Genomic DNA, 13,731 nt, shown 5'->3' on the forward strand with positions numbered 1-13,731 from the left:
AACTAATTTTTAAATTTTATCCAGTTATTTAAATGATTAAACTGAGTGGTTTCTGCAGTAATGATAGCGGTTGAATGCGCCTCTGCCAATGACTCGAGCAGATCAAATTCATCCGACATAAGGCTTTTGATTGTTTCCGGAGATGAAATAGTATTAATAAAGCTTGTCCATAATTTGGAAGTTTCTTTAAACTCTCTTGCGATGGACTTCAATGTATTATCATCCATTATCTCTGCAACTTCTGCCAGAAATGAGCTGTACAATCTTCGTCCAAATCCACCACCACTTAAGTTCATTTCTAGAATTTTTATATAGAAGATGCTATTTACGGCGCAATTTTTATCAACATTGTATTTCCATGTTTTAATATCTTCAAAAAAGTCATGCAATGCCAGTACACCATTATGATAGTATTTTCCTTCTGTAAAAAAATTGTTGGTTACCTTTTCAATTAGAAATAGTAATGCATTTTTATTTTTATGAGGTTCAAATTTTGGAGGATGAATCATATAATACTTCCCATTACAAGCTTGACCGGAATGATGTAGCTTTCTATTGTATATCGTATCATAAAACCATAAATTGATAAATGTCTCTACATCATATTCTAATGGTTGGGAATAATCTGTTTCAAAAAATGTAATCTTGTCGTCTTTTAACTCGGTTATCGTTACAAAATGAAACCCTGTGTAACTGGAATTCAAAACAAAATCCTCCAAATTATTTCCCTTACTTATGTGGTTGAGCAAAGGACGATTGATTGCAGCATTAATTAATATATTTTTATCAAGGTTTTTTTTTAACAAAGTCAATACATCTGATCTATTAAAAGAGCAGTATCCATAAATAAAATAACTATCAAAAACAGATGATAGCCCTTCCAGGGTTTGGTCTGTGATTCCTAAAATAGTATAATAAGGAATTCTGTTTCCTTCAGGTTTAGAATAAATAAGAGATAAGCACCCTGAAAGTCCGAGCATCATACTATTTGATAAATTATAACCATAGTAAGCCAGGTTATTCCTAAATGTTGCCATTCTGCAATCAAACCCAGGCAAATAGTTTCGTTTATATAATTCTGTTAAAGTCATGATTCTTGTTTTAAAAATTGATATCTACCCGAGTAATCTTTCATACTCATTGAAAATGATGGAATGTTCACTTTTCCGATTCCATATAAATCACAGCACATATCATTAAAATCAGACAAAGAGAGTTTACCATTAGTAAAATTTAAATAACCATATAACTCTTTAGGCTTTTGATATTTTTTTATAAAATAGACCGCATTCTTCATCATCGTATCATTTATAGCTTTTAAGTCTCTTTGATGATCCAAATGATACAGTAGACAACGACTGTTATAAGTGGCTTTTGCCCCCTTAAGAAAGAGCCGGTAACAAAGATCTGCATCTTCAGGCCCCCACCCTTTTATATTATCATCGAACTTGCCGCAGATCTCAAAATAGTGCTTAGGGATGCATAAATTTCCTCCTGTCACTACCGCCCACCATATAGCGGTTGTAAAATCATTATGCCTATCCTGGTAAAAGAACAGTTGTTTTGCAGCTTCAAAAAAGATATGATAGTTTTGCTTTTCTTCTAGCTTATCATAATCAATGTCTTCTTTGTTTAAGAGCTTATCAACAATTTCAGGTGAATATTCTTTGTCAATGTTTGTCAGGTTTCCAATATGAACATGGTCAGGATACTGCTGAACTGCAGCTTCGAGATTGCTAAAATAATCAGGATGGAATATAACATCATCATCACAAAAAATTACATAACGACCAAGGCTCTGCAATATTCCAAAATTTCTGGCGTTGGACAAACCGGAATTTTCAATATAAAATACCCGAATCGGATATTGTATAGAAAGTACCTTGATCACTTCTAATGTATCATCTGTTGAGCCATCAACTACAACAACAACTTCGAAGGAATATTCATTATTCTCTTTAACTAACCTATTTATATTAGTTAACACAGCAGCTAATAAGTATGATTTATTGAAGCTGCATATAATAACACTAAACATGGTTTCCAACATTTAATTTTCTTTATAATTAAACAGTCTGTAGCCTTCTGCTATAGTAAATTTAGGGTCGCTTTCATGAGACCGGACATTCATAAGATCTTTACCTCTGGATACCCCTATAAATTCAATAATCTTTTCGTAATCAACTGATGAGAGTTGAGATTTATAACATTGAATCCCTGTTATTTTTTTAGTATATGCAGTATCAGTAATTTCTAGAAAAGAATTCATCATAACCGGTCCCCAGATTTCATAAACAACTGTTGCCTCAAGTTGCTGAAAACTCCTATTGTTCAGCCCTTCCGATATGACCTCCTCCGCAAGTTTCCCAATAATCTGATGATCCGGATGCATTTCTGCCTTATTTGGAATAAAAATAGAATCTGGCTGATATTTTAATATCAATTCAACCAACTCCAGACAAAAGCACTTCTGCAAATGACCATCACGTCTAAGCATAAGCTCCGGAAAATTGAAATAAATCAATTCATCATACCCCAAAACAGACTGAGCTTCATAGCTTTCCTCAACTCTCTGTTGGGGTACATAATCATAAGATTTGGCGATAGATCTGCTGCTTTCTTGGGTAACAATCAGGACTGTTATATGAGCTCCTTTTCTAGCAAAATGTTCAATTGCAGCACCACATCCAATAACTTCATCATCAGCGTGGGGTGCTATTATCAATATTTTTTGATATTCTGCTGATGTAATATCAATCAAACTCTGAGAAAAATTATCCGGATATATTTTAGACAGCTTTTCAATTAATAATTTTGTTCTAAATGCTTTTGTATCCATAACAATTGGGCGAATTATTTTCTAAAAATAAATGACGCCCCGTTTCCTCCAAAGCCAAATGAATTGTTCATGACAACATTAAGCTCCTGACTTTTTGTTGCAGTCACCACCTGATAATCAAACTCTGCAATAGGGGTTTCAAAATTTAAACTCGGGGGGAGAAAATTATGATGTAACGAAAGGATACAGATTACTGCTTCAATACAGCCTGCAGCACCCAGCGTATGTCCAATCATTGATTTTGATGAGCTTATTGGTATATGTTTTAGTCTTTCTCCAAAAACACGTTCAACTGCTTTTAATTCAGCCTGATCATTATGTTTGGTTCCTGTTCCATGCATGTTGATGTACTGAATTTCGTCGGAGCTAAGATCTGCCTCATTCAAGGCAATCTTCATAGCCAATACTCCTCCCTCTCCTTCCGGGTGGGGCTGGGTTGCGTGATAGGCATCATTGCTTAATCCATAACCAGCTATTTCTGCATATATTTTCGCACTACGCGCTTTAGCATGTGACTCACTTTCAATAATGATACACCCAGATCCTTCACCAATCAACAACCCTTCTCTATTTTTATCCAGTGGCTTCGGCTGACCTAGAGACATTGCTCTTAAAGTATGGAATCCCATATAGGTTAATTCAGACAGTGGATCAACAGCGCTTACAATAACAACATCAGCTAATCCGTTTCTGATGGTATCTACTGCTATTGCCATAGCATTCCCACTCGCACTGCATGCGGTTATAGAAGATGATAATACTCCGGATATATCGTATTCCATAGCTATTTCTGTAGCAAGCAGTGTCCCGGGGATATTATTGATTGATTCCAGGTAGTCAATCTTCATATGTTCATTTAATGAAGATTGATATTTCTCATTTTTTTCCTGATAATGGCGTTCAAATAAACATGTTACAAAACCTCCGTATCCTGTGAGAGAGGTTCCAACTGAAATGGATATTCTGGAGCGGTCTACTTCTGTATCAAATATACCGGAATCTTCAATTGCCTGGTATACGGAAGGCTTCAGGATAAGCGAAGAACGAAGGCCGGTGAGAGAGTTAATATTTTCAATATCCTTTATTACTCCAGCGTTTGTATTTCTATATCCCTCAGTATGAAATTCATCAACATAATCAAATCCAAGTTTTGATTCTGCCAGTGATTCAACCAGTTCATCAATGTTTTTGCCGATCGAGCAGTAAACGCCCAAACCGGATATTACAATTTTCTCTTTCATTTCAAATGTATTTTATTCACTTTTTTTTAAATAAATAGTATTCAGAGTTTTTCCCCAATTGGGATTTAAAGAATTTAAATTCTGGGATTTATTATAGATAGATTCTGCTTTCTGAAAAAAAGGTTTTGCTTTTGCAGCTCCTCCTCCAAGGAACCCTGGTTTATGAAACAACTGTATTCCCTGAAGTAAATTGATGCGGGGGTTGTTGGGATAGGATTTTAGCAGTCCTTCAATTTCAGTGCTATTTGTCCCAAAGTCGTTCAGTCGTGTCATAGGTGAGACAAAAAATGTTGACTGGTGAATATAAGCTTGCAGAATAGCAAGTTCCTCTTTGTTTCCGGACTGGGCTTTAGATTTATTAAAATAATTTTGAGCCATTTCAAGGGCTTTATCTTTATTATCAGTTTCCTTCTCAAAATGTGCTAATACTGTATAGATATAGCTTAGATAGTACTTAGGAAGCCAATTGTCTTTTTCCACTCTGGAAATAGCATCAAACTTATTAGCAAGTGCTTTATAAGTAGAAAGATCATTAGCCTTATATAATGTATCCAGTGCTGTTGTCATTTCTTTCTCATATCTGGTTTGAGCTTTAAAGCCAAATGAGACGAAGAGAAAAACCAATACAAATAAGAAAGTTCTTTTTTTCATGGGATAAAAATTTATAAATTTATGAATAGAGCTAAGAGATAGAATATGTTTGCCTGCGGCACAATGGGAATTAAATCATACTTTTTTGTCGCCGAATTAAATGCATTATTGTATCCAAAAATATTGTGGCTTCCAAAAATATTACCTACCGAAGCATAAAGTGTAACGGGAATTTTTGTGATACCCGATAAGTCATATGAATAGTTGACACTTAAATTATGATAGGGTTTAGTTTTGTCAGACAGAAAAAGATCTGCGGGTTTGTTAGGATCATAATAAGGTCGCCCGCTTGCATAGGTATATGACATACCTATAAAACTTTTTATAGACGAAATCCATTGTTTATAAACAAAACTAAAATTGTGTTTTGAAAAAAATATAGGTGTCGAATACAGCAAATAATCACGATATAGTTTTTTGGTATCTAGATAGGAATAGCTAACCCAAAAATCTCCATTTTTAATAGATTCGTTGTCGCGATAAAAAAAATCAAGCCCTTTTGCATAGCCATATCCGTTATTATCATAGTTAGAAGTGTCGGGAAAATTTTCAACCCTATAAGTAATCAGATTTTTATATTCTTTATAGAAAGCTTCCAGCCTTAAAAGCCTGCCTTTATTCTTGTATTGATAATTTAAAATAAAATGTGAAGCTTTTTCAGGAGTAAGTTTATCAGTAAATTTAAGATATTGAAATTGAGGGTTTTGATAAAATATTCCGTAAGCCGCAGAAAGCAGGCTATATTCTGATAAGCGATAAGCAACAGAAGCTCTGGGCATTAGTCTAAAATCTTCTCCAAGTCTCGTATTTTCTGCTCTCAGTCCTAATTTAAAAGCTATTTTTGGAGAAACATTATATTCTGTTTCAGTAAAAAAGGCAGTCTGCAAATCATTAAATTTTAAATTTTGTTGCGATTCATCAATTTTAATACGTTCAGTAAAGCTTTTTACAAAAAAATCGCCACCATAGCTTAGTTTCACTTTTTCTGAAATAGTATGAGCCAGTGTCACTTTAATCTGTCCTGAAAAAAGCTCGTCTTTAATGGTCAAACTGTCTAGTCTCAGGTCATTTTTATCCATCCCAAATCCTATTCCCGTGTTCAGTATCGTATTTTCGTTCAAACGAGTTCGGAATGAATTTTTAATAAAAATATTTTTATTATTAAGGGATAATAATACGTTTGGTTTATTGTACCCATAATAAGGATAATATAAAGATGACCGATCATCATTGTAAGAAATCAGTGTTTTACTCACTCCGCTATTTCCTGTATTGTTAATTATATTCAATGAGCCTGTAATTGTTTTTGGAGCTTTTTCCCAATCTGTAGTTTGTGGAACCAGGTTAAAGTAAGGTCCCAAATCAGTATAATCAAAGGCTGCTATATACGCCGACTTTTCCATCTTTTTTGTTCCTGCTACTCCAAGACCAATGGAATACAGATTGATATTAAGTTTATCATTTGCAGGTGCAGCATCCGTCTTTAATAAAACCACTGATGAAAGAGCCTGTCCGTATTCAGCCGAGTATCCTCCTGTACTGAAAAGCGTTCCGGAAAATAATAAAGGAGAAAACCTGCCTTTTGTGGGAATTCCTCCAGGTCTTTGCTGATAAGGAGATTCTAACTGAAGTCCGTCAATAAATGTTCTTGCCTCATAATCATCTCCTCCACGAACAAATAATTTACCTGTTTCACCTACAGTTTGTGTTCCCGGCAAAGTAGACAAAGCTCCATAAATATCCCCTGCTGCACTTGGAGTTGTAACAATGTCCATAGGCTTCAAAGCAATAGATTTTTTTGGATCACTGGCATCAAAAGAACCGACTACAATTGAAACAGCTTCTATGGTTTTTATTTTTTCTTCTTTATATAAAACATATTTCATATCCAAGACGTCTCCGGTCAGTTCTATGGGTTCTTCTATTAATTTAAAATCATTCAATTCTATAGTAATAACCTGCTTTCCTTCAAGGCTAGTTTTAAAACTAAATGTTCCGTCAGCTAATGAGCTTGTCCCATCATAACTGTCTTTGATATATATACCAGCCGAAGAAATCGGATTACCATCCTTATCTACTACTTTCCCTGCCACGGTTATCTGTGCATGCAGAGATGCAGATATAGATATACAGAGTAAGAATATGCATGAAAATAGCCTCATTTATATTTTATTTTTTATTTTGTCCAAGGATACTTTCTGAATAACCTTTAAAAATAACTGTTTATCTTTAAAGGCAGCAGATGCCGTCAACGCACCACTTAAAATTGTACCATAAACACCAGAAGTAGTGATATCTGAACCGGTAACATAGACGTTTTCCAAAGGAGTAAAACAATTAAAATCCAGATTCATATATCGCTCCGGTGTATCAGGTATTCCGAAAATATTACCTTTATAATGTTTCGTATCACGTTTTGCAGACATTGGGGTATACAGATCCCAATTATCTATCAGTTCTGTTAACCCTGGATAAAGTTTTTCTGCTTCATTCAACAGAGATTCACCTATTTCTTGTTTTATCCTTTCATACTCCTCTTCGGGTTCCCCATTGCCTAGCCATTCCATAAATGTATCGTAATCAACTAATGTATTGATCTTCATACTATGCTTTGTGGTTCCTTCTTTTTTTAGAGAAGGAAATGATATTGAAAATTGAGAAATAAGTTCTTTGGAAAGCGTTTTTCTTCCTTTAAAATTCTGGTAATGATCATATCCAGGATATACCCAGGAAAGAGATTGATCAGCCCCTACAGATTCGGGGTTAGATTTTAATGTTGCAAATAATTTGACGAAGCTAACCCCTTGTTTTTTTAATCTATTAAGAGCATTAAGCTTTTCCGGGGCTAATTTTTCATTTAATAACTTCCCATACGTATTGTATAGTCCTATTCCCGAAATAATAATATTGGCTCCTAAAACGGTTTTTTCGTTGGTTTTTTCGTTTATAATTGTAACAGAATGAGCTGTTTTACCCTCATATTTAATTTCTTCTACCCGAGAGTTAAAAACTAATTCCCCACCATTTTTTATTATTGTGTCTACAATGGACTCAATAAGCTGAGTCGATCCAAAATTCGGATAGTAGACTCCATTTTTATGATTATTCACCAATATTGCATGCTTCAAAAATGCGCTCATTTGAGGTGGAAGCCCATAATCTGTCCAATGACTAGCAATTAAACTTTTTAATTTCTCATTAGTAAAACGATAATCCAAATATGCCTCGGTAGTCATCATTGCCTTTTTTCCGGGTTCCAGATCAAACAACTTCCTCATTCTGGACTTATCATTATTCAATGATTCCGTTGTAAAATTTCTGTACCATTTAGTAATTTGCTCTATATCTCTGTAATATTGATGAATATTTACTTCTTCTGAAGGGAATAATCGAGAAAGTTTAGAGATTTGATCAGCCTCTCCGGCAGTTACTTCATACACGAAATCCGGAAAATGGAATTTAATAAATGTATCTGGTAGCCTTCTCCAGCAACTTTTACCATCACTTATATAGGACATTAGTTTTGAAAACATGGAATCAGGTTCCAGCTCGCCTACTTGATGAATGCCAATTTCAAGTTCAACATCCTGATCAGTCACAATTGCCTGAGACAATCCACCCGCCTGCTTATTCTGCTCAACAACAAGTACTTTTAGTTTATACATCTGAGCAATAAAACTTGCACAGGTAATGGAACCCAATCCAGAACCAATAATAATTACATCATATACATTTAATTTGGTACTCATTTAAAAAACTTTGTTTGTTTCTTGATAAAAGCTGTTTAACTTTATTGCCCTGTAAAATCTATCTCAGGCAATTAAAATTAAACAACTTTATTAATTGTGAATTTCCTTTTACAGGCAGACTACAAATGCCACACAGTAATCTCCATCATGAGATATGCTCAGTTCGATATTCCGGATTTCTTTATTATCTTGAATATCCTTTACTATTCCCGATGTAATAATAAAAGGTTTACCGTAGCGATCATGTTTCACTTCAATTTCCAGTAAACGGCCAAGTCCTCTGGAAAACCCCACTCCAAAAGCCTTGAGAAGAGCCTCTTTCGCAGCAAAGATTCCCGCTATAGAATAGGTACTCTTTTTCATTGCTCTTTCGTCGGGAGTGAGAAAAAAATCCAATGCATTTCCATTCTCCCTGTCGATGAGTTTTTTAATTCTGGAAATTTTAATGATGTCTGTGCCAATTACCATTTTCTAACTCGTAGGAAATATTGATAATAACTACACTTATAGCTAAACCTGTAATTGTTTTTCAACAAAATCATTTATTGAATTGACAGAATTAAAAATAGATATATCATCATCACTAATGGTAATATCGAAGGTATTATTGATTGACACCGCAATCTCTAGGGCATCAACTGAATCCAGTCCGATCCCATTTTCTTCTTCGGGTACAAATAACATTGCATCATCCTTAATTTCTGATGCGGTAATTTTTAGGTTTAATCTACTTACAATTAAATCCTTAATAACTTGCTTTCTTTCTTGTGAGTTCATTTTTATTATATTTAAATGTTTTTTTATGATATTAACAGACCGCCATCTATAACCAAAACCTGACCAGTCATATAACTGGCTGCATCAGATAATAGAAATAAAACAACTGAAGAAACTTCTGCCGCTTCCCCAAACCTTTTAAGAGGGATTATCTCCTTATATTTTTCATCTTGTTTTGTAGCTTTTTTCAACATTCCGGAGGCAATAAATCCGGGAGCAACAGCGTTTACCCTGACATTGAAGTCAGACATTTCTTTCGCCATCACAACAGTCAATGAATTTAGAGCTCCTTTTGTGGAACTATATACCCCTTGCCCTTTTAATCCGCCCATACCGGCAGCTGAACTGACATTAACGATTGAACCATATTTTTGGTTGATCATTACTTGTGTAACATATTTGCTCACTAAAAAATTTCCGAGCAAATTGATATCAACAGCATCTTTATATTTTTCAAGAGACTGCATCGCAAGGAATCCTCTCAAAAGAATACCAGCATTATTAACCAGACAATCAATTCGTCCAAATTTTTCCACGATCGTTTTCGTCAACACTTTGACCTCATTCTCAATACGTATATCAGCTTGAATACTTAATGTATCAATACCAAAGGCTTTTATTTTTTCAACCAGATTGTCAGCTTCCTGCGAATTGGAATTATAGTGTATAATAGGTATTGCACCACATTGAGCAAGACTAATACATATATTCTGGCCCAAGCCTCCTGTAGCTTCTGTTACTAATACGACCTTATTTTTTAAATCGATAATATTTTCCATCTTTTTATAATAGGAATAGAAGGGGTTAAAGAGCAATGATGACACTAATACAGTTGCCTCCAATGTGATAACTGTTTATCATTACCCATTTTTTTGAGTCTGATGAGTCTTTGAGATCAAGCCCGATCAGATAACCGATTATTGCGGCAAAACTGCCTGAAGAACCAAAGGTTTCCCCCAAAGTTTGCTTAATATAATGAATGTGAGGTACATCTTCATTCCAAATACTCTTTATTGCAGTTTCTTCAGACAATACCTGATCGCTATCATTACGAGAGAGAGAGATAATCAATGATATCTGATCCGAACTTATTCCGCTTCTTTTTAAAGCAGATGACATAGTATTGGCAACTATATCAGGAGCCAGGTATCCGAAATTATCAAGAGAAACCTCGTTTTTCTGCAAATTTGAACTAACACCATAACCGCATACTTCAAAAAGAATATCCGCATTTCTTGATTTGGCAAAGGACTCTGACTCTATAAACAACATAGCGCTCCCTTCTGAAAGCATGCCAATCGGCGCTGATTCTTTGAGCCCTCTTTTCAAAATAGTCCTTTTCGCATAAGATTCTTCTATCTCAGGAACGAGTTCTTCAAAACCTCCTGCCAAAATAGCTTTAGCTTTACCACTTGAGATGACATCGTAGGTATAGGCTACAGGATTATGTCCCGAAAGTGTCGTATTGAATCCTCTGGCTCCCATCAATATGGTTATTGCTCCAGGTGCAGCATTACCTACCGTATAAGGAAATAATAAGGGGCTGGCAGAATTGAGCCCGAGTTCAAAACCAGAATTAATAAAATCACGTGCGCTTGCAATAGGCCCATATTCTGTTGAAAAAATACCTCCAACATCATTCACTGTAGATTCATTAATTTCTAACCGGGAATCTCTTAAACAAGCAACAGCAGCTAACATTGCTATCCTCGTCACCCGATCCATTCTTCTCTGATTTACTTTTTTGAAAGTTGACAATTCTTCTTCTAAAAAAGTATCATTAATCTTTGATGAGATTTCCTGAGGAGTTTTTTTATAACGTTCTATAAAACTTTCCACAGAGTGCCCCAAAGGAGAACATACTCCCAAAGCAGTAACAACTACTTTATTATATTTTCCGTTCATGATTCCTATTTTTTAAAATTATAAGTAATCATTCCTTTACCAACGATTCTGTTATCAACTCTGGCTTCAACGGATGTTTTCACGAATTTTCCAAAAAGACTGATTAAATGACAGGTTATAAACACAGTATCACCGGGTACGATAAAATCTATAAATTTGAATTTATCCAGCATTGCAATATACCCTCTTTGGCTATACTCTTCATGTTCGGTAATCATAATACCTCCTACCTGAGCACAGGCTTCAACCAATAATACTCCTGGAAAGATGGGTTCATCAGGAAAATGCCCAACAAGGTATGGATCAGTAAGGCTTATATTTTTTATACATACGGCCTTATCTTTGCTTACCTCAATAATTCTGTCTACGAAAAGAAAAGGATATCGCTGCGGTATCCTTTCGGCAACATTTTTATAACCAGTTTCCACGATACTTGATACATTATTCATATTATATATGTTTTTAATGAATATTTTTTTATTAAAAATACACACATTCCGAAAAATTAATATAAACCCAGTATTATTTTTTTATTAAAACGCATTAATATTGGGAAATCTGGAAAAAATGCCTCTTTTTTCAGGCTAAGTTGTCCATAAAGTCTTTTTCAGACATTTAAAAGGGAATCTTAACATTCATCGAGGACTTATTAAAAACCAAAGAAAAAATTTATAACATGGTATCTTTTCTACAAAGACCAAAAAAGCTGAAGGATTTTCCAACTATTAAACCGTTCCAAGGCTACCTCTAACAATATCCAATTCTATATTATTATCATTTTTTGGTAATGAGATACCATTGGAGATAGTCCATATTGTTTTCTGTATTTGTTATCCGCAAGCTCACGCCTACTATCATAAACTCCGATAAATGGTAAAAAATCCTCGGACATGAATGAAACATTAAATGTTAAATCCAAATGTAAATCATCATTTGTAAATCCTATATAATGTTTGTTAGCTTTTACTTTGAGAATCATACTTTCTCCTGGTTGTAGTGGATTCTTGATTTTGTACACGGCATGTCGTAATTCTTTATCATCCGACATCAATTCTAAAACATTTTTTGAAGCCGATAAAGTATCGATTTTTATAAAGTCTACCCATTATATATGGAACAGATCGATTGGTTGAGAATTATTATTAAACAATTTAATTTTCGCTTCATAATTCATCTTTCTCTTCTCTGGAAACAATTTCATTAACAAATCTACAAATTGAACTTCTGGCTGCGAGAAAGCTTCTAAAAAAAACATTAAAAATCTTCATATAAAAGAAGGCTTCGTTTTTTCATTATCAAAATGTATTTCCATGTAAATTATATTCTCATTCAAACTAAATATTCTACAGAACACTTGGTAAACTCACCTTTCAAACCTGTAAGGCAATCAAAGTAAACTAAAGCAAAACTATGACAATTACGATTGTTGAAAATGTTTAAAAGTAAATTACAGGAAGTTTAACCAATAAGAAATTTACCCGATAAAAATGAGCTTTGCAATTCCTCTTTAAGTTGACTTAATCTAACCAAATCATCGATAAAAGTGTTTTAAGTTACGCTCGTCTTGGTCCCATCACAATGCTTTGTAATTTGGCTTCATCATTCTTGTAATTTCTGACGTTCTGATAGTAGCCAGTTACGGCATTGTATGCTCCGAACAAAGTACCTTTAGTAGTGTCCATTTGTTAGGTATCGCTTAACATCGCATAAGCAAAAGCATCATCAACCACATTCTTAAACACGGTAGAAACTTCGTCTTCAGCGCCTTTATGAAGTAAATCCAATGTTTCTTTATTGGGACATAGGGCTAATTGAATTAGTTTTCTAACCTCTTGGTCTGATACTTTTACCTTAGTCCATTCATTGAAAACACTTTCTAACTTGTTGCTCAATGTGTTAGCCAATCCCATAATCTTGTGAGCATTTTCGATACGTTGTTTTGCTCCTGAAGTATGTTTGATACGCAAAACATTCGTCATATTACTTAAAGAAGCATTCAGGGTATTTTGGCATACAATTCGAATTGGTGTAAACGCAGCGGTAATACTTCCGCTACCATCGTGCGAAGTGGTAAGGAAAATGTACTTTTCCGTTATATCGTCGCCATTGCCTACACGAATATAGTCTGGTAGTTTGGCTGTGATAAAAATGCGTTCTCCATTGCCTAATGCCCCTGCAGTTTCATATAATATACCTTCGCCACCACCTACAATAGCATCAAAAAAACTAAAGGCTTCCCTATTTTGTACAATGTGATAATCTTTACCTACTACACCTAGTACGGCATTATTATCGGTGCGAATATTAGCAAAATAATTAGGTACTTCGAGTTCGCTACTGCCTATCTCTATGCCGTTAGCCGTTTCTATAATATCCGAACCTTTGGTGAAAAGTGGTGATTTTACAACTTCGTAATCTAAACCTGCGTGTCTAATAGCTTCTTCGCTAGTTGGATATTGCTCTATGATTTGTCACAAACCGTGCCATGCTTTCTGTTTAACGCTAAAAAATGAATAACGTCCTGTTCTCTTGTTGAAATTAATATTGTGTGCCATAATACTAAATTTTT

At 34.6% G+C, this 13,731-nt stretch carries 13 protein-coding genes and 1 pseudogene; all 14 read right to left on the reverse strand.

Translation table 11 applies throughout. The annotated features are described in order from the left end of the window. Window positions 1-2: 2 nt before the first annotated feature. Window positions 3-1,091 (reverse strand): DUF4872 domain-containing protein, encoded by a 1,089-nt coding sequence (locus ACQQ6V_RS06160; protein ID WP_448844674.1) that lies wholly within the window; start codon window positions 1,089-1,091, stop codon window positions 3-5. After that, the gene (locus tag ACQQ6V_RS06165; protein ID WP_448844675.1) at window positions 1,088-2,050 is read right to left on the reverse strand and encodes a glycosyltransferase family 2 protein; all 963 of its coding nucleotides are present in this window, start codon (window positions 2,048-2,050) and stop codon (window positions 1,088-1,090) included. The genes ACQQ6V_RS06160 and ACQQ6V_RS06165 overlap by 4 nt, the downstream gene beginning before the upstream one ends. Beyond that, a complete protein-coding gene (locus tag ACQQ6V_RS06170) occupies window positions 2,051-2,839 on the reverse strand; it encodes a PIG-L deacetylase family protein (protein ID WP_448844676.1) in 789 nt (262 codons plus the stop codon). A gap of 14 nt (window positions 2,840-2,853) precedes the next feature. Next, complete coding sequence (locus ACQQ6V_RS06175) at window positions 2,854-4,080, reverse strand: beta-ketoacyl-[acyl-carrier-protein] synthase family protein (protein ID WP_448844677.1); 1,227 nt, start codon at window positions 4,078-4,080, stop codon at window positions 2,854-2,856. 12 nt (window positions 4,081-4,092) lie between these two features. Continuing rightward, entirely contained in the window at window positions 4,093-4,731 is a 639-nt protein-coding gene (locus tag ACQQ6V_RS06180; RefSeq protein WP_448844678.1) for a hypothetical protein, read from the reverse strand. A gap of 11 nt (window positions 4,732-4,742) precedes the next feature. Then, on the reverse strand, window positions 4,743-6,824 hold the full coding sequence (locus ACQQ6V_RS06185) for a TonB-dependent receptor (protein WP_448844679.1): 2,082 nt from the start codon (window positions 6,822-6,824) through the stop codon (window positions 4,743-4,745). A 69-nt stretch (window positions 6,825-6,893) separates the two neighbouring features. Further along, window positions 6,894-8,480 (reverse strand): phytoene desaturase family protein, encoded by a 1,587-nt coding sequence (locus ACQQ6V_RS06190; protein WP_448844680.1) that lies wholly within the window; start codon window positions 8,478-8,480, stop codon window positions 6,894-6,896. 108 nt (window positions 8,481-8,588) lie between these two features. Further along, a complete protein-coding gene (gene acpS / locus ACQQ6V_RS06195) occupies window positions 8,589-8,948 on the reverse strand; it encodes a holo-ACP synthase (RefSeq protein ID WP_448844681.1) in 360 nt (119 codons plus the stop codon). Between the two features lie 42 nt (window positions 8,949-8,990). Beyond that, window positions 8,991-9,257: an ApeE family acyl carrier protein gene (gene apeE, locus ACQQ6V_RS06200; protein ID WP_448844682.1), complete on the reverse strand. Its 267-nt coding sequence runs from the start codon at window positions 9,255-9,257 to the stop codon at window positions 8,991-8,993. A 23-nt stretch (window positions 9,258-9,280) separates the two neighbouring features. Continuing rightward, complete coding sequence (locus tag ACQQ6V_RS06205) at window positions 9,281-10,036, reverse strand: SDR family NAD(P)-dependent oxidoreductase (RefSeq protein WP_448844683.1); 756 nt, start codon at window positions 10,034-10,036, stop codon at window positions 9,281-9,283. A gap of 25 nt (window positions 10,037-10,061) precedes the next feature. After that, a complete protein-coding gene (locus tag ACQQ6V_RS06210; RefSeq protein WP_448844684.1) occupies window positions 10,062-11,162 on the reverse strand; it encodes a beta-ketoacyl synthase N-terminal-like domain-containing protein in 1,101 nt (366 codons plus the stop codon). A 5-nt stretch (window positions 11,163-11,167) separates the two neighbouring features. Next, the gene (gene fabZ / locus ACQQ6V_RS06215; protein ID WP_448844685.1) at window positions 11,168-11,611 is read right to left on the reverse strand and encodes a 3-hydroxyacyl-ACP dehydratase FabZ; all 444 of its coding nucleotides are present in this window, start codon (window positions 11,609-11,611) and stop codon (window positions 11,168-11,170) included. 314 nt (window positions 11,612-11,925) lie between these two features. Then, entirely contained in the window at window positions 11,926-12,213 is a 288-nt protein-coding gene (locus tag ACQQ6V_RS06220) for a hypothetical protein (RefSeq protein WP_448844686.1), read from the reverse strand. 517 nt (window positions 12,214-12,730) lie between these two features. Further along, a pseudogene (locus ACQQ6V_RS06225) lies at window positions 12,731-13,717 on the reverse strand (TIGR03299 family phage/plasmid-derived protein); the annotation flags it as partial. Window positions 13,718-13,731 lie beyond the last annotated feature (14 nt).

It is taken from the genome of Chryseobacterium electrogenes, assembly GCF_053553015.1.